The organism is Salinimonas marina (assembly GCF_015644725.1).
Classification (GTDB): domain Bacteria; phylum Pseudomonadota; class Gammaproteobacteria; order Enterobacterales; family Alteromonadaceae; genus Alteromonas.
This window is the reverse complement of sequence record NZ_CP064795.1, coordinates 2,506,927-2,523,406: the sequence shown is the minus strand read 5'-3', so window position 1 is coordinate 2,523,406 and position 16,480 is coordinate 2,506,927. Positions and strand designations below refer to the sequence as shown.

At 49.9% G+C, this 16,480-nt stretch carries 14 protein-coding genes, 4 tRNA genes and 1 pseudogene; 17 read left to right on the top strand and 2 right to left on the bottom strand.

The window, feature by feature from the left end:
- Positions 1-134: 134 nt before the first annotated feature.
- The 17 genes and pseudogenes from aspS (at position 135) to IT774_RS11255 (ending at position 13,240) form a co-directional block, all read left to right on the top strand.
- Positions 135-1,895 carry an aspartate--tRNA ligase gene (aspS, locus tag IT774_RS11335; RefSeq protein WP_195812277.1) on the top strand — a complete coding sequence of 587 codons (1,761 nt, stop codon included), beginning with the start codon at positions 135-137 and terminating at the stop codon, positions 1,893-1,895.
- Positions 1,896-1,899: 4 nt separating this feature from the next.
- Positions 1,900-2,340 (top strand): dihydroneopterin triphosphate diphosphatase, encoded by a 441-nt coding sequence (gene nudB / locus IT774_RS11330; RefSeq protein WP_195809875.1) that lies wholly within the window; start codon positions 1,900-1,902, stop codon positions 2,338-2,340.
- A pseudogene (ruvC, locus tag IT774_RS11325) lies at positions 2,337-2,857 on the top strand (crossover junction endodeoxyribonuclease RuvC). Before nudB ends, ruvC begins: the two are co-directional and overlap by 4 nt.
- Positions 2,858-2,875: 18 nt before the next feature.
- Entirely contained in the window at positions 2,876-3,496 is a 621-nt protein-coding gene (gene ruvA, locus IT774_RS11320) for a Holliday junction branch migration protein RuvA (RefSeq protein WP_195809874.1), read from the top strand.
- Between the two features lie 12 nt (positions 3,497-3,508).
- Positions 3,509-4,513: a Holliday junction branch migration DNA helicase RuvB gene (gene ruvB / locus IT774_RS11315; protein WP_195809873.1), complete on the top strand. Its 1,005-nt coding sequence runs from the start codon at positions 3,509-3,511 to the stop codon at positions 4,511-4,513.
- Positions 4,514-5,135: 622 nt separating this feature from the next.
- Positions 5,136-5,534 (top strand): tol-pal system-associated acyl-CoA thioesterase, encoded by a 399-nt coding sequence (gene ybgC, locus IT774_RS11310; protein ID WP_195809872.1) that lies wholly within the window; start codon positions 5,136-5,138, stop codon positions 5,532-5,534.
- Positions 5,524-6,213, top strand: a complete 690-nt coding sequence (gene tolQ, locus IT774_RS11305) for a protein TolQ (RefSeq protein ID WP_195809871.1) — start codon at positions 5,524-5,526, stop codon at positions 6,211-6,213. Before ybgC ends, tolQ begins: the two co-directional genes overlap by 11 nt.
- A 30-nt stretch (positions 6,214-6,243) precedes the next feature.
- The gene (tolR, locus tag IT774_RS11300; protein ID WP_195809870.1) at positions 6,244-6,663 is read left to right on the top strand and encodes a protein TolR; all 420 of its coding nucleotides are present in this window, start codon (positions 6,244-6,246) and stop codon (positions 6,661-6,663) included.
- A 7-nt stretch (positions 6,664-6,670) separates the two neighbouring features.
- Positions 6,671-7,504: a cell envelope integrity protein TolA gene (gene tolA / locus IT774_RS11295; RefSeq protein WP_195809869.1), complete on the top strand. Its 834-nt coding sequence runs from the start codon at positions 6,671-6,673 to the stop codon at positions 7,502-7,504.
- A 44-nt stretch (positions 7,505-7,548) separates the two neighbouring features.
- Positions 7,549-8,865 carry a Tol-Pal system beta propeller repeat protein TolB gene (gene tolB / locus IT774_RS11290; protein ID WP_218958972.1) on the top strand — a complete coding sequence of 439 codons (1,317 nt, stop codon included), beginning with the start codon at positions 7,549-7,551 and terminating at the stop codon, positions 8,863-8,865.
- 39 nt (positions 8,866-8,904) lie between these two features.
- A complete protein-coding gene (gene pal, locus IT774_RS11285) occupies positions 8,905-9,471 on the top strand; it encodes a peptidoglycan-associated lipoprotein Pal (RefSeq protein ID WP_195809867.1) in 567 nt (188 codons plus the stop codon).
- Positions 9,471-10,265 carry a tol-pal system protein YbgF gene (ybgF, locus tag IT774_RS11280; protein ID WP_195809866.1) on the top strand — a complete coding sequence of 265 codons (795 nt, stop codon included), beginning with the start codon at positions 9,471-9,473 and terminating at the stop codon, positions 10,263-10,265. Before pal ends, ybgF begins: the two co-directional genes overlap by 1 nt.
- A gap of 319 nt (positions 10,266-10,584) precedes the next feature.
- Positions 10,585-10,660: transfer RNA gene (locus IT774_RS11275), tRNA-Lys, on the top strand.
- Positions 10,661-10,693: 33 nt separating this feature from the next.
- Positions 10,694-10,769: transfer RNA gene (locus IT774_RS11270), tRNA-Lys, on the top strand.
- A gap of 70 nt (positions 10,770-10,839) precedes the next feature.
- Positions 10,840-10,915: transfer RNA gene (locus tag IT774_RS11265), tRNA-Lys, on the top strand.
- 1,083 nt (positions 10,916-11,998) lie between these two features.
- Complete coding sequence (gene nadA / locus IT774_RS11260; RefSeq protein WP_195809865.1) at positions 11,999-13,051, top strand: quinolinate synthase NadA; 1,053 nt, start codon at positions 11,999-12,001, stop codon at positions 13,049-13,051.
- 98 nt (positions 13,052-13,149) lie between these two features.
- Positions 13,150-13,240: transfer RNA gene (locus IT774_RS11255), tRNA-Ser, on the top strand.
- Between the two features lie 413 nt (positions 13,241-13,653).
- Here the strand turns inward: IT774_RS11255 and IT774_RS11250 are convergent.
- Both IT774_RS11250 and IT774_RS11245 read right to left on the bottom strand, forming a co-directional pair.
- Positions 13,654-15,609, bottom strand: coding sequence for a PAS domain-containing hybrid sensor histidine kinase/response regulator (locus IT774_RS11250; protein ID WP_195809864.1), 1,956 nt, complete (start codon positions 15,607-15,609; stop codon positions 13,654-13,656).
- Entirely contained in the window at positions 15,599-16,429 is an 831-nt protein-coding gene (locus tag IT774_RS11245) for an alpha/beta fold hydrolase (protein ID WP_195809863.1), read from the bottom strand. The genes IT774_RS11250 and IT774_RS11245 overlap by 11 nt, the downstream gene beginning before the upstream one ends.
- Positions 16,430-16,480 lie beyond the last annotated feature (51 nt).

Genomic DNA, 16,480 nt, shown 5'->3' with positions numbered 1-16,480 from the left:
TTGTCATAAAGCCATCGGTTGCCGCGCACTTTTTTATCCTGCCACTCCCGCATGCTGTGTTTTTGCACAGTCAGGGTCGGGTTTGTGTGAACAGCAGCACCGGTAACAACCAGAACTATCAGGGGTCATCGACCATGCGCACAGATTACTGTGGGAATATTGATTCATCTTATGTCGGACAGGAAGTTACCCTGTGCGGTTGGGTAAACAAGCGCCGCGATTTAGGCGGAGTGATTTTTATCGACCTGCGCGATCGCGAAGGGCTGGTTCAGGTTGTGTTTGATCCGGATTTGCCGGACGTGCTTGAAGAAGCCAATAAGTTGCGTAGCGAATTTTGTGTAAAACTGACCGGTAAAGTACGAGCCCGGCCTGCCGGCCAGGTTAACGACACCATGCGTACCGGTGAGATTGAAATTCTGGGAACCGGCTTACATATTTACAGCAAAGCGAATGCGTTACCCCTTGACTGGAACCAGGAAAATTCCGAAGAGCAGCGTCTGCGTTATCGTTATCTGGACCTGCGCCGGCCATTGATGAGTCAGCGTCTGAAGTTTCGTTCGCAGGTAACCGCCGCAGTACGCCGTTACTTAGAAGGTGATGGTTTTCTGGATATTGAAACCCCCATCCTGACCAAAGCCACGCCTGAAGGGGCCCGCGATTATCTGGTGCCAAGCCGCACGCACAAAGGTGAATTTTTCGCATTGCCACAATCGCCGCAGCTGTTTAAACAGTTGCTGATGATGTCAGGCATGGACCGTTATTATCAAATCGTGAAATGCTTCCGTGATGAAGATTTACGTGCCGATCGCCAGCCAGAGTTTACCCAAATCGATTTGGAAACCACCTTTTTGGATGCCGATGGTGTGATGGCGATTACCGAAGGTCTGATTCGGGATCTGTTTAACAAGATGCTAAATGTTGAACTGGGTGACTTCCCGCGCATGACCTATGCCGAGGCAATGCAGCGCTACGGCTCAGATAAACCTGATCTGCGTAATCCGCTGGAGCTGGTGGATGTGGCCGACTTGCTTAGCACGGTAGAATTTAAAGTATTCAGCGGTCCAGCCAATGATCCTAAAGGTCGGGTGTCGGTCATTCGGGTACCCGGCGGTGCCAGCTTGTCTCGTAAGCAACTGGACGAGTACACCAAGTTTGTGGGTATTTACGGTGCTAAAGGGCTGGCATGGCTGAAAGTAAACAGCCTTGAAGGCGGTCAGGAAGGACTGCAATCACCGGTACTTAAGTTCCTGAGCGAAGATATTACTGACGCCGTGTTACAGCGCACCGGCGCGCAAAGTGGCGATATTCTGTTGTTTGGCGCCGATACGGCCAATGTGGTCACCGAAGCACTGGGCGCTCTGCGTCTGAAACTGGGTGAAGATCTTGATTTGCTGGAAGGCGAATGGCGCCCACTGTGGGTCGTGGATTTCCCCATGTTCGAAGAAGTCGATGGCCAGTATCACGCTCTGCACCATCCGTTCACCGCGCCCCGGGATGTGGACGCCGAACAACTTAAAGCCAATCCTGCCGACGCCTTGTCTGATGCCTATGACATGGTATTAAATGGGGTTGAATTAGGCGGCGGTTCGGTACGTATTCATGATGAACAAATGCAGTCGGCGGTATTCAGTATTCTGGGTATTGGCGAGCAGGAAGCACAAAGTAAATTTGGCTTCTTACTGGATGCGTTGCAATTTGGCGCGCCGCCCCATGCTGGCCTGGCCTTTGGTTTGGATCGTTTGGTGATGCTGATGACCGGTGCCACCTCCATTCGTGATGTGATGGCCTTTCCAAAAACCACCACGGCTGCGTGCCCGCTGACATCAGCGCCTAGCCCGGCAAACGAACAGCAGCTTGCTGACCTGGCGATTGGCGTGGTCAAGAAAAACACCTGATTCTATGGGTTATAAAAGACCTGAATCAGTGTTGGTGGTGCTTTATGATGAGCACCACCGCATTTTATTGTTACAACGAGATGATGATGCCAGTTTCTGGCAATCGGTGACCGGCACCATAGAAACCGGTGAGTCTCCTGAACAAACCGCTTATCGCGAGGTTCACGAAGAAATAGGCTTACAGCTGCAACCGCATCTGCATCAGGTGGTGAACTGTCACCAGACCAACCGCTTTAAAATCCGTTCCTGCTGGTTACATCGTTATCCGCCAGGTACCCTCTATAACACTGAACATGTTTTTACCGCGCAAATTCCCGCTGATACGGTAATTGTGCTAACCGAACATCTTTCCTACGAGTGGCTCGACAAACCTGCGGCTTTACAGCGAATTTGGTCGCCCAGTAACCGCGAGGCGGTCGATACATTTGTTCCCGGAGCCAAATAATGATTATACTGGGTATAGATCCAGGTTCTCGCATCACCGGCTATGGTTTAATTGCCCGCCGTCAAGGCAAGTTAGTGTATGTGGCCAGTGGCTGTATCAGGTTAAAAACTGATGCGTTACCCGAACGCTTGTCACAAATCTTCAGCAGTGTCGGTGAGGTCATCAAACAATATGGCCCCCAGCAGTTTGCCATTGAGCAAGTGTTTATGGCGAAGAATCCGGATTCAGCGTTAAAGCTTGGGCAGGCGCGGGGGCCGCGATTGTGGCAGCTACCCAGAGTCACTTGCCGGTGGCAGAATATTCTGCCCGACAGATAAAACAGGCGGTAGTGGGCAAGGGAGGCGCGGATAAAGCGCAGGTTCAGCATATGGTAAAACATCTGCTGGGTTTACCAGGCACTCCCCAGGCAGATGCTGCCGATGCGTTAGCGGTGGCCCTGTGCCATGCTCATACCGAACAAAGTTTGATTAAACTGGCCGGACAGGCAAGTAAGACTGTTCGGGGCCGGTTGCGATAATACAGAGCAGTTAATGACATGATAGGTCGAATCAGAGGAACCCTGGTGGAAAAGCAGCCACCAGAAGTATTAATAGACGTTGCCGGGGTGGGGTATGAGATTCAGATGCCCATGACCAGCTTTTATCAGTTGCCGGCCCTTAACGAAGAAGTAGTGGTGTACACTCACTTTGTCGTGCGCGAAGATGCCCAGTTGCTATTTGGCTTTGCCGATAAAATGGAACGCAGTTTGTTTCGCGAGTTAATCAAAGCCAATGGCGTGGGTCCGAAACTGGCGTTAACGATACTGTCGGGCATGTCAGCCAGTCAGTTTATGGTTTGCGTGCAAAACGAAGATGTATCTTCACTGGTGGCCATGCCCGGAATAGGTAAAAAAACCGCGGAAAGGCTGGTGGTTGAGCTACGTGACCGGCTGGCAAAATTTGGCAAAATTCAGGATGTAAATTTGCCGGATTTACCAATGGAAAGCACCAACGGCGCTAGCGTAGTACCCATCAACGATGTTCGTGAAGATGCGGCCAGTGCCCTGGTGGCATTAGGCTACAAACCCACGCAGGCCAGTAAAATGGTAAGCGGTGTGTATACCTCCGACATGGACAGCGAAGCCCTTATCCGCGAAGCGCTGCGTGCAGCACTATAAGAGTCTATTGCAATGATTGAAGCCGATCGTTTAATTGGCGCCGACGCCACTAACGAAGATGAAGTGATCGACCGGGCAATTCGCCCGAAGATGCTGAGCGACTACACCGGCCAGCCCCATGTTTGCGAGCAGATGGAAATTTTTATTCAGGCTGCCCGTAACCGCGAAGATGCGCTGGATCATCTGCTTATCTTCGGGCCTCCGGGGCTGGGCAAAACTACGCTGGCCAATATCGTGGCCAACGAAATGGATGTCAGCATTAAAACCACCTCCGGACCGGTGCTTGAAAAAGCCGGTGACCTGGCGGCATTGCTGACCAATCTTGAACGCAACGATGTTTTGTTTATCGATGAAATTCATCGTCTAAGCCCGGTAGTCGAAGAGATTCTGTACCCGGCGATGGAAGATTACCAATTAGACATCATGATTGGCGAAGGTCCTGCGGCGCGCTCTATAAAGCTTGATTTGCCGCCCTTCACCCTGGTGGGGGCCACCACCAGGGCCGGCTCGTTGACCTCGCCCCTTCGAGACCGTTTTGGGATTGTGCAGCGTCTGGAATTCTATTCAGTGAAAGATTTAACCACGATAGTGGCCCGCAGCGCGGAATTTTTAAATCTTAATATGGATGAAGAGGGCGCGCTGGAAGTGGCCAGGCGTTCGCGCGGGACTCCGCGCATAGCTAACCGGCTGTTACGCCGGGTGCGCGATTATGCCGAGATCAAAGCCAATGGTGTGGTCAGTGCTCAAGTGGCAGCCAGTGCGTTGGACATGCTGGATGTGGACAAGCAAGGCTTTGACTATATGGATCGTAAGCTACTGCTGGCCATTATCGAAAAATTCGATGGCGGCCCGGTAGGGCTGGATAACCTGGCGGCAGCCATCGGCGAAGAAAAAGAAACCATCGAAGATGTCATCGAACCGTTTCTTATTCAGCAAGGCTTTTTACAACGCACTCCCCGTGGCCGTATTGTGCAGCAGCGCGCCTTTCTGCACTTTGGGTTTAATCCTACCGAATAACAAACCGCGGCTCCTGGTCTGTATCGGGGCTGCGGTAAGTCTTAACGATTTTCCATTTTGCTGTTTTCATTTTGCAATTGTACAAAGTGGCACACTTTCCGCTTAGCTTTGGGCAAAGCTGGTTAAGGTAGTCTCGGGCGAAAGCTCGAGCCGATTGCCCGACAAAATGGCTCGATAAGCTAAAGCGGCCTGCGGTTGAAGAAATCAGATCTTAAGTCTGAGGCAAGAATTCTGAGCATTGCAGGGAAAATGAGGTTGGCTAAGTACCGGGCAAAAAAAAGCCCGCTCAAATGAACGGGCTAAAACAACAAGTGTTGAAGGAAATAAATCCAGGGAACTCATGTCTAACAGGAGAAATTCTCATACATCCCGAAAAATTCGTGATGTCTGTGTGACAGATGGTGCGCATTATAGAGTAGAACTGGTTTCTATCAATTGAGTAAAATTATAATTTGAGATTAGAAAAACTAATTCGTTAACGGGTTGTTATAATGTGGCGATAGTTGCGTTAAATCTATTGTTTTAAATAGTTTATAACGGTATTTTGCCTCTTGAATAGTCCCCGTCACTACCAAGGATTGGGGGCAAAGCGATTAATTTTATTGTGGTAGGAAGCATAAGTATGCATAAATGGCAGGTGCGCATTTATTATGAAGATACCGATGCCGGTGGCATTGTTTATTATGCGAATTATCTGAAGTTTATGGAGCGGGCCCGCACCGAATGGTTACGTGAAATAGGTTATGATCAGGATGTTTTGCTGGAACAATCTATTGGTTTTGTCGTCAAACGGGTCGAGATGCATAACTATGCGCCTGCGCGATTCAATCAGCTGTTGAGTATTGATTCACAGATTGTAGAATTGAAAGGTGCCAGCATGGTGTTTCAGCAAAGAATTTATAATGAAAGTGGCGAACTACTGGTTGCTGCTGATATTCAGGTTGTGTGCGTGGATCAGCTTAAAATGAAAGCAAGAAAAATCCCACGCACTTTATTAGGGGATTTATCGCGTGGAATCTGATTTAACTTTTATCGGACTGTTCCTTCAGGCCAGTTTTGTCGTGCAGTTGGTAATGCTGTTATTGCTGGGCGTCTCGGTGGCATCGTGGACATTTATTTTTCAGCGTACCAAGGCGCTAAAATCGGCCGAGACCGAGATGCGCAACTTTGAAGACAAATTCTGGTCGGGCGCAGATCTAAACCGCCTGTATCAGGAATTGTCGGCGCGCACCAATATTGGCGGAATATCTGGCATTTTCTGTTCAGGCTTTAAAGAATTTGTACGTCTGCGTAAAGGTAATACCGCCGTCAACGGTATTGTGGATGGCACCTACCGTGCTATGCGGGTGACCATGTCCCGGGAAGTAGAAGAGCTGGAAAGCCGGTTACCATTTTTGGCCACGGCAGGCTCTATCAGCCCCTACATCGGTTTGTTTGGTACCGTATGGGGAATCATGAATGCCTTTATTGCGCTGGGTGAAGTGCAACAGGCCACACTGGCAATGGTAGCGCCGGGCATTGCTGAGGCGCTTATTGCCACGGCTATCGGTTTGTTTGCAGCTATTCCGGCCGTTATTGCGTATAACCGCTTTAGTCATAAGGTAGAAAAACTGGAAAACAATTACGCCAACTTTATGGAAGAATTTTCGGCCATATTGCATCGTCAGGCCATCGCGGCGCAGCAGCACCAAACGCCTTAATGCAGGCGTTTGTTAGTACAGGAGTCTGTTATGTATACCCGTAAACGCCGTCGCCCGGTATCTGAGATTAATGTGGTGCCCTACATTGATGTGATGTTGGTATTGCTGATTATCTTTATGGTGACCTCGCCGCTGGTTTCGCAGGGCGTAAAAGTGGATTTACCAAAAGCCAGTGCCGAGCCTATTGAGCAGAAAGACAACCCGCCACTGATTGCTTCGGTGGATGTGGAAGGCAAATATTATCTGAATCTGGGTGATGACGAAGAACGTCCTGTCGCCCCAGAAGATTTGGGCGCGCTGGTTCAGGCACAATTGCAAAAGCAGCCTGACACCCCGGTGGTAGTTAAAGGCGACGGGCAGGTGGCCTACGATAAAGTCATTCAGTTGATGGTTTTGCTGCAAAGTGCAGGTGTGCCTTCGGTGGGCCTGATGACGGATCCCAAAGAGTAATCGGCCTATGCGCAAACCCAAAATATTGGCCAGACTCTTCGACACAGATGAAAAAGTGGCGGTGGCAAAGTCTGTGGGCGTGCACCTGGGCATTGCGCTGGTGTTGCTGATTAGTGTCAGTTTTTCACCGGATCCCTTGCCCACGCCGCCGGCCTCACAGCCGGTGATAAAAGCGACGTTTATCGATGCTCAGGCCATTGCGGATAAACAAAAAGCGCAGGCACAAGCCGCGGCACGTGAAGAGCAACAGCGGGCCGCCGCAGCCGCTGCCAAAAAAGCAGAGGCTGAGCGTCAGCGTAAAATCAATGCTCAAAAAGCAAAACAGCGGGCGCAGGAGAAGCGGGCCGAGCAAGAACGTCAAAAGCAAGCTGCTGAGGCTAAACGTCAAAAAGAACTGAAACGGGTGGCCGCCCAAAAAGCCAAAGAGCGTAAAGAACGCGAGGCCCGGGAGAAAGCCGCAGCCGAAGCCAGACGCAAACAGGCCGAAGAAGATGCGGCGATGGAAAAGATGCGTCAGGAGCAGGCTGACGCAGAGCGAGCGGCTCAGCAACAACGGCGGCAGCGGCAGGTGCTTTCCGAAACTGACCGCTATCGGGCACTTATTAAACAAAAGATTATGCAGGGGTTATACAAAGACTCTGCGTATAAAGGTAAGAAGTGTCGGCTGAATGTTCGACTGGCGACCACAGGCTTTGTGGTCCAGGTCAGAACGCTCAGTGGCGATGCAGCATTGTGCCGGGCTTCAGAGGCAGCGGTAAGACGTCCTGATAAACTGCCAATGTCAGAAGACCCTCAAGTGTATCAACAACTTAAAGACATTAATCTAACGGTGGAATTGTAGTGATCAAGAAAAAAATCGGAATCTGGTTTAGTGCTACATTGCTAATGTTTAGCACGTTGGCGCAGGCTTCTCTGGAAATTGTCATTACCGAGGGCGTAGACGGTGCGCGGCCTATCGGGGTAGTCCCGTTTACTTTCAAAGGCACGGGCGAGATGCCCGAAGACATTGCTGCCGTGGTGCGCGCTGATTTACTGCGTAGCGGTAAGTTTAACCCTACTGCGCCGGATGATATGCCGCAATATCCTGACACCGATGCCAGCATCAATTATTCAGCCTGGGCGTCAGCCGGGGTAGATACGGTACTGGTTGGCACGGTTGAGCAACAAGCCGGCAGCAAATACAAAGTCAGCTTCGAATTAGTGGATGTGCTGCGGGGGCAAGCCACCGGCGGCAAATCCAAAGCCATGAGCCAGGGTAAACTGGTGGCGGCCAATGATCACCTTATTGATAAACGCCAGGCGGTTATCAAACCCGAGGACTTTAGGCAGTATGCCCATCGCATCTCTGATGTGGTGTACGAAAAGCTGACCGGTACCCGGGGTGCCTTCCTAACCCGCATTGCGTATGTCAAAGTACGTGACCGTGATGCCCATGCCCGCCCGTATGAGTTGGCCATTGCTGACTATGATGGCAAAAACGAAACGCGCCTGTTGTCATCCCCTGAGCCGCTGATGTCGCCAAGCTGGTCACCTGATGGTGAAAAGCTGGCGTATGTGAGTTTTGAAAACAAACGTCCACAAATTTTTATTCAGGATATTTATACCCGCAAGCGTGAGGCCATCACGGATTTCCCTGGCATTAATGGTAGCCCCGTGTTTTCACCGGATGGCAAACAATTAGCGATGGTTTTGTCAAAAGATGGCAACCCGGAAATTTATGTCATGGAACTTGCGTCCAAGAAACTGCGTAGGGTGACCCGTAATCGTGCGATTGATACCGAGCCGTCGTGGGCGCCAGATAGTGAGAGTCTGATATTTAGCTCAGAACGGGGTGGTAAACCCCAGATTTATCGCGTAAATTTAGCATCAGGTAAAGTAAGACGACAAACCTTTGAGGGTGAGCAAAACCTGGGCGCGACCATTGCTCCTGATGGCGAAGAAATGGTGCTGGTGAATCAGACCAATGGTGATTATCGAATTGCCCGCCAGGGCTTAAAAGACGGTGCCATTCAGGTATTGACCAGAACTTATCTGGACGAGTCGCCTAGTATTGCGCCCAACGGAAGTATGATAATTTACAGCACCTTGCACAATGGTACTCAGGTATTATCCTTAGTGTCTTTGGATGGGCGCTTCAAAGCAAGGTTACCAGCCACAGACGGACAAGTTAAGTCACCGAGTTGGTCACCATTCTTGTTTTAAACAAAATATTTGTTAATGAAAACTATAAGGATTAAGAGGATGCAACTTAATAAAGTAATGAAAAGCTTCGTTATCGCCTTGCCCGTGGTGACGATGATGGCGTGTTCATCAGGTCCAAGTGAAGAAGAACTGGCGGCTGAACGTAACCGTGTAGCTCAGGAACAAGCCGAAGCTGAGCGTCAGGCTCGCCAGGCCGAAGAATCCCGTGTTGAAGCCGAAGCGGCGCAACGCATGGAGCGTCAGCAAGAGATGGTTCAGGAACAACTTGAGTCACTGAAAAATGAGCAAACGGTTTACTTTGAATTTGACCGTGCTGTTATCAAACCAGAGTTTCGCGAAATTCTGAACAAGCACGCTGAATTCCTGGTACAAAATCCTGATCAAAAAGTGGCGGTAGAAGGTCACACCGACAGCCGTGGTACACCAGAATACAACATTGCATTGGGTGAGCGTCGTGCCCAGGCAGTGGAAACGTACCTGATGAATGCTGGTGTCAGCAGCGATCAGCTTTCTACCGTTTCCTATGGTGAAGAAAAACCGGCGGTCATGGGTTCAACTGAGTATGCCCAGGCGCAAAATCGTCGCGGTGTGGTTGTATATCAGTAATGGCTTGCTCTGTACTTAAACGTACCTGCACCGGTATCGCCCTGAGCGTTGCCTGTGCAGTATCGGGTGCGGCAGGGGCTCAGGCCCCGGTTTATGATGTCAACAATCCGCAGGGCGGTGATCTGGAAAAGCGGATCACGGTGCTTGAGCGCATGGTAGACAGTCGCACACAGATGCAGCATCGTCTACAGCAACAACTGGACTCGATGCAGGGCGAAATAGATGATTTGCGTGGTGCTGTGGAGGTCCATACCAATCAGTTGGAAAAAGTACTGGAACGTCAGCGCGAGTTGTACCTCGAGATTGATAAACGGGTTACGTCGTTAAAACAATCGGTAGGTGAAGCATCTTCGTCTTCGTCGCCAGCGTCTCCTGAACCTGCGCAAAAGACTCAACCGTCATCGTCGGATAAGCCTTCATTAAGTGAAGATGAAGCCTACGATAATGCCGTAAACCTTATTTTAAAGTCTCGCGAATATGATAAAGCGATTCCTGCATTTCGTGATTTTATAAGCGATTTTCCTAATAGCCAGTATGCGGCCAATGCGCACTATTGGTTAGGACAGTTATTGTTTAATAAACAAAACTGGCAAGAAGCCAAAGCTCAGTTCAGTGAAGTCGCCGACCGCTTTAAAAATTCGAGTAAACGTGCAGAATCCTTGCTGAAGTTAGGCGTGATTGAGCAGCGTTTAGGCAATACCGGTCAGGCCAAAGCATATCTTAATGCGGTAATTTCAGAATATCCAAACTCCTCAGCCAGAAAGCTGGCCGAATCGAGATTGAATTCTTTATAAGAAAAACCTCTGTTTGCAGAGGTTTTTTGTTTTTTTGCACTAAAATTACAAATTCACCGTAATTGAAAAGGTGGTAACGCCGGGCAAAACCATGAAACTGGTGGGGCCTGATTTACCGCTGACTCAGTACTTGATGCGGCGTTTGCTTTTTTACAACGCATTGAAGTGCAGAAAGTTTGTTCGTTTTGTGGTGATTTTGACCACTTGATGCAGGTTTTCTTAAAAAAAGAAAATAAAAAGCGATTTAGGGTTGCACGCCCACAGGAAATGGGTAATATATGCCGCCGTTGCCACCGACAGGCAACAACAGGAAAGAAATGGGTCGTTAGCTCAGTTGGTAGAGCAGTTGACTTTTAATCAATTGGTCGCTGGTTCGAATCCAGCACGACCCACCATTTATCCAAATGTTTTCTTTTCGACAATGCAAAGGGTCGTTAGCTCAGTTGGTAGAGCAGTTGACTTTTAATCAATTGGTCGCTGGTTCGAATCCAGCACGACCCACCATTGCATCACAATCCGATAGGCCGCCAAAGCTTATCATCCAGTAACGTCAGGTTACTGAACACCATAAGATGGGTCGTTAGCTCAGTTGGTAGAGCAGTTGACTTTTAATCAATTGGTCGCTGGTTCGAATCCAGCACGACCCACCATCTTATTAGTACGTTCCAGTTAACACTTCTCAAAAAGAGCACATTATGCTCGCGCCGGATTTGAACCAGCGAAGCGGTTCGACACCAAGCGCAGCGCAGGTGAACGTGCTTTAGCACGGCCCGAAAGGGCGCAGACTGCGCTAGCAGTCAAGTAATCCAGCACGACCCACCATCTTATCGAAATAGTCCAGTTACACACTTTTCAAAAAGAACATATCGTGCTCGCGCCGGATTTGAACCAGCGAAGCGGTTCGACACCAAGCGTAGCGCAGGTGAACGTGCTTTAGCACGGCCCGAAAGGGCGCAGACTGCGCTAGCAGTCAAGTAATCCAGCACGACCCACCATCTTATTCGTACGTTCCAGTTACACACTTTTCAAAAAGAACATATCGTGCTCGCGCCGGATTTGAACCAGCGAAGCGGTTCGACACCAAGCGTAGCGCAGGTGAACGTGCTTCAGCACGGCCCGGAAGGGCGCAGACTGCGCTAGCAGTCAAGTAATCCAGCACGACCCACCATCTTATCGAAATAGTCCAGTTACACACTTTTCAAAAAGAACATATCGTGCTCGCGCCGGATTTGAACCAGCGAAGCGGTTCGACACCAAGCGTAGCGCAGGTGAACGTGCTTTAGCACGGCCCGAAAGGGCGCAGACTGCGCTAGCAGTCAAGTAATCCAGCACGACCTGGCACTTTACAGGTGAGGTAGCCAATAAGCCTGTATTAGAGCGATACGCATGCAGCCGTTTATAGGCGGGCCCAAACACCCCCCCTCATAAAGGTTTCTCAATAGCACTGCCCCAGACAACAGGGCTACACACAACGGGGACGGCTTTTAACAGCACTCATGGTTTGGGGTGCAAGCCATGAGCGAAAGTCTGTTACACCCGGTCTCAGCTTGCTGTATATCGTGTGAAGTGCCAATTAACCCAGGCATTACAGATCGTTAATTCAAAGAAGTGAAAAACCGGCTGGGGGTACCTTGAATGTGATGGAATAATTCATACGTTTACGATATGAAATTTTTATGACAGTCGGGTATAATTGCCGCCCTTTTAGCTGTCGTCAATCGGGTCAGTATGTTATGACAGTCGCATTTCGCGTAGAACAAGTTGATTATCCTTTCCCTGCAATGCCAGAACCGCTAACGTCTGAGCGAAAAGACGAGCTGCGTTCCCAGATAAAGCAATTGCTTATTGATAAGAATGCGGTACTGGTGGCGCATTACTACACCGATCCTGAAATTCAGGCATTGGCCGAAGCAACCGGTGGCTGTGTGGCTGACTCTCTAGAGATGGCGCGTTTTGGCCGCGACATTCAGGCCGATACCGTTATTGTCGCAGGGGTTCGCTTTATGGGTGAAACCGCCAAAATTCTAAGCCCGGAAAAAACCGTGTTGATGCCAACTCTGGAAGCTACCTGTTCACTGGATATTGGCTGTCCTGAGAAAGAATTTACAGAATTTTGTGATGCCCACCCTGATCACACAGTGGTGGTGTATGCCAATACCTCAGCCGCGGTAAAAGCCCGGGCCGACTGGGTGGTTACCTCCAGCATTGCTTTGGAAATAGTTGAACACCTGGATGAGCAGGGTAAACCCATTATCTGGGGCCCGGACCGTCACCTGGGTGCTTATATCGCTAAACAAACCGGCGCAGATATGCTTATGTGGCAGGGTGAATGTATCGTGCATGACGAATTTTCAGCACAAAAGCTGGAAGACATGAAAGCGATCTATCCGGACGCCGCCATCCTGGTTCACCCTGAATCGCCGGCCAGCGTCGTGGCCATGGCTGATGCGGTAGGCTCCACCAGCCAGCTTATCAAAGCAGCTCAGGAAATGGAGAACAGCACATTTATTGTGGCTACGGACAAAGGCATTTTTTATAAAATGCAGCAATTGGCCCCGACTAAGAACTTTATCGAAGCTCCCACTGGTGGCAACGGCGCCACGTGCAAAAGCTGTGCTCACTGCCCATGGATGGCAATGAACGGTATACAGTCAATTTACGATGCGCTTAGCGGTGGTAATGAAGGTCACGAGATTTTTGTCGATGATGTTTTGCGTGAAAAAGCATTGGTACCGTTAAACCGGATGCTGGACTTTTCTGCACAACTAAAAGCAGAAACTGCTTAAATAAGCAGCGCTTAAGCGGCTTTTGCACGCCGAAGCTTGATCCGCCGGGAAGGTTAACCTACTATACGCGCTGCTGCTTGCAGAGCAGCGCAAAATTTGGAGAGATGGCTGAGTGGCTGAAGGCGCACGCCTGGAAAGTGTGTATACGTTAATAGCGTATCGAGGGTTCGAATCCCTCTCTCTCCGCCAAATTTAAACACCAAAGCCTCGCCTTGTGCGGGGCTTTGGTGTTTATGGTGGTTTAGAATGTGATGAGAACCCACGGGTTCGACAAAACGGCAGGCAAGGCGTTTTGCACAGCGCCAGCTGCCCGTAGGGCGAGCGGCATGTAAAGCGCGAGGGAATCCCTCTCTATGTGTTTATGGTGGTTTAGAATGTGATGAGAACCCTCGGGTTCGCCAAAACGGTAGGGAAGGCGTTTTGCACAGCGCCAGCTGCCCGTAGGGCGAGCGCCATGTAAAGCGCGAGTGAATCTCTCTCCGCCAAATACCTTACAGGCCCTGCGGATGGGGACTTTGGTGTTGGTGAAGGCTTTGAACAATTTTATAGCGACATCATTAAACTTGCTCTAACACCTGCCGGCTTTTTTGTAAGCTTGGTGACTAGCCGACCTGGGAAAAGTTTCTTAGTACTGCTTTTAATTCTGAAAAGTCCACCGGCTTGGTAAAGTGCTGATTAAAGCCTGCTTCCTGAGCCAGTAGCTTATCTTTTTTCTGGCCCCAGCCGGTGATAGCCACCATAAATACATCGGCGGCCCAGTCTTTGTTTCGTAGCTGTTTGGCGACTTCGTACCCATTAATATCGGGCAGGCCGATATCTGACAGTATAATCTCAGGACGAAAGGCTTCAGCCATTGTTATCGCATCCTCGCCGCAATTGGCGCACTCAATGGAGTGACCCTCAAACTCCAACAAAAAACCCAGGCTTTCAGCAGCATCCACATTATCATCCACAATTAAGATGCGTTTGGGCGCCGCTTTGTCAGTGTGTGTAGGCTGTGACTTGGGCTTGTCGACTACCTGACTGGTTGCCAGCGGCAAACGCACTTCAAATTCGCTGCCCAGATCGATGCCGGGACTTCTGACTTCTATCACCCCTTCATGCATTTCCACCAGACCATGTACCAATGCCAGCCCAATTCCGAGGCCGCCCTGGGCACGCTCGAGGGCCGGCGTAAGCTGTGAAAACATATTAAAAATCGTGGACAGCTTTTCTGAAGGGATGCCGATGCCGGTGTCTTTCACGCGAATAACGGCTTGCTCTGTGGTAGCATACACATGCAGGGTGATATGACCGCCAGGCGGCGTATATTTGGCGGCATTGGTCAGCAAATTCACGATGATCTGGGTGAGCCGGGTTGAGTCAGCCTCCAGCATCAGGGGCTTGTCCGGAAGCGTTATCTCGAAGGAATGCTGACTTTCTTCAATAAAGAATTTAGTGGACTCAATCGCAATCTGAGCCGCTTCGTTTATATCTACTACCTGCTTTTTAAGTTCCAGCCGGCCCTGAGAAATCCGCGTAACCTCTAATAAATCGTCAACAATATGGGTAACCTGGGAGACATGCCGGTGAAAAATATCGTGGTACCAGCTCAATTCAGGGTGCTGCTCGGTATTGCGTTTCATGAGCTCCAGCACATTTCGAATTGGTGCAAGGGGATTGCGCAACTCGTGCCCAAGAGTGGCCAGAAATTCATCTTTTTTACGATCTGCTAATGCGAGTTGGCGATGAGCATTTGCCAGCGCCAGCTGGGACTTTTTGCGTTCGCTAATATCAATAAAGATTCCGAATATGGTGATGCACTGGCCCGCTTCACTATAGGTAGCATGCCCACGGCCTACTATCGAGAGCCACTCTCCTGATGCATGTTGCAGCCTGAACTCGACCTCGTACTCGCAGTGTTGATTGATCGCCTCTTGTACCCCTTCACGGAAAACGGTCACATCTTCAGGATGAATGGACTTATAAAAGTGAGATGGTTGTTGCCACAAGTTGCTGTGGTATAAGCCAGTGAGTTCCTGTAACTCCTGACTGAACTTGATTCGGTTTAGTACCATGTCGTGAGTCCAGACGCCCATGTGGGCGCTACGGATAGCTAGACTCAGAAAATTCTGGTTTTCCTTAAGATCATTCTGGACTTTACGTAAGTGGGTAAGTGATTGTTCTACCGATTTGCGGGCTTTCACCAATTCCTGTTCGTAACTTTTGCGCTCGGTAGCTGCAAAAAATGCAAGATGATCGTAGCTGTGGCCATCGCTGGTTCGGCGTACCGCGTTAACCAGCATCGGCACCGTGTCACCGGCATGGGTTTTGAGCTCGATGAGTACTTCGGAGACCGCGCCTTGTAACTGTAACAGTGGGGCCCAGTGGGTATGGTGATAAAACCGGCTGCCCACCGTGAATAGCGCCTGGATACGCTGTTGGGCGACCAGCTGTTCACAGCGATAACCCAGCCAGTCGCAAAATGTTTGGTTCACCTGCACAATCGAGCCGTCAGTTTCGCACACCAGCAAACCACAGGCGGCGTTCTCAAATAAACTTGAGGTTTCAGGTGTCATGGGCTGACCGGGCGCTGACAATAGTATTATTTAAATAGCTATCGATAGCTTCATAACATGCCTGCGGGGCGCTCATATGCGGGCAGTGCCCAACATTATCGATTAATGTCAAGGTGGATTGCGGTAAGGTAGCCTGCATAAATTCGCCCACTGAGCACGGGGCAATAAAATCGTCAGTGCACTGCAAAATCAATGTCGGTGTATGACATTGAGGCAGCAAGGCGCGGTGATCAGCTAAAAAGGTGACCCGGGCAAAATGCTGGGCGATATCCGGGTCGGTACGGCAAAAGCTATTAGATAACTCCTCACCCAGCTCGGGCTGAGTTGGGGCGCCCATAATCGCCGGGGCCATATTGCTGGACCAGCCCAGATAATTACTGTCGATGGTCTCACAAAGCTCATTAATGTCGGCTTTTGAAAAGCCACCGGTATAGTCGGCGTCATTGGTGAAGCAGGGCGAGGGACTTACCATAATCTGACATAAAAATTTGTCGGGGTGCGCAACACTGGCCAGTAAGCCAATACTGGCGCTGACAGAATGGCCAATAAAAATAACCGGGGCGTCGGGGCTGACCTCACCGATAATTTCAAGAAGATCTTCGGCATAACCATCCAGCTCATTGTATTTTTCATAGCTGTACATAGTTAAATCAGACTGGCCGCTGCCCACCAAATCATACAGTACCAGGGTGTAGTCTTTCGCCAGCTTCGGGGTCAGATACCGCCACATTGTCTGGTCACAACCAAAGCCATGACTCAGGATCACCGTTGGTCCGACATCACCGATAATTTTGATATTGTTACGCAAAAATAAATTCATGATGTTCTTCTTATTTTCAAAAGGGTCAGAATATGAATTTAGCAATTTAAA

Excerpts from the sequence above, each read along its gene's own strand:
- aspS (WP_195812277.1), top strand. The coding sequence starts at position 135 with ATGCGCACAGATTACTGTGGGAATATTGATTCATCTTATGTCGGACAG.
- nudB (WP_195809875.1), top strand. The coding sequence starts at position 1,900 with ATGGGTTATAAAAGACCTGAATCAGTGTTGGTGGTGCTTTATGATGAG.
- ruvA (WP_195809874.1), top strand. The coding sequence starts at position 2,876 with ATGATAGGTCGAATCAGAGGAACCCTGGTGGAAAAGCAGCCACCAGAA.
- ruvB (WP_195809873.1), top strand. The coding sequence starts at position 3,509 with ATGATTGAAGCCGATCGTTTAATTGGCGCCGACGCCACTAACGAAGAT.
- ybgC (WP_195809872.1), top strand. The coding sequence starts at position 5,136 with ATGCATAAATGGCAGGTGCGCATTTATTATGAAGATACCGATGCCGGT.
- tolR (WP_195809870.1), top strand. The coding sequence starts at position 6,244 with ATGTATACCCGTAAACGCCGTCGCCCGGTATCTGAGATTAATGTGGTG.
- tolA (WP_195809869.1), top strand. The coding sequence starts at position 6,671 with ATGCGCAAACCCAAAATATTGGCCAGACTCTTCGACACAGATGAAAAA.
- tolB (WP_218958972.1), top strand. The coding sequence starts at position 7,549 with ATGTTTAGCACGTTGGCGCAGGCTTCTCTGGAAATTGTCATTACCGAG.
- pal (WP_195809867.1), top strand. The coding sequence starts at position 8,905 with ATGCAACTTAATAAAGTAATGAAAAGCTTCGTTATCGCCTTGCCCGTG.
- ybgF (WP_195809866.1), top strand. The coding sequence starts at position 9,471 with ATGGCTTGCTCTGTACTTAAACGTACCTGCACCGGTATCGCCCTGAGC.
- nadA (WP_195809865.1), top strand. The coding sequence starts at position 11,999 with ATGACAGTCGCATTTCGCGTAGAACAAGTTGATTATCCTTTCCCTGCA.
- IT774_RS11250 (WP_195809864.1), bottom strand. The coding sequence starts at position 15,609 with ATGACACCTGAAACCTCAAGTTTATTTGAGAACGCCGCCTGTGGTTTG.
- IT774_RS11245 (WP_195809863.1), bottom strand. The coding sequence starts at position 16,429 with ATGAATTTATTTTTGCGTAACAATATCAAAATTATCGGTGATGTCGGA.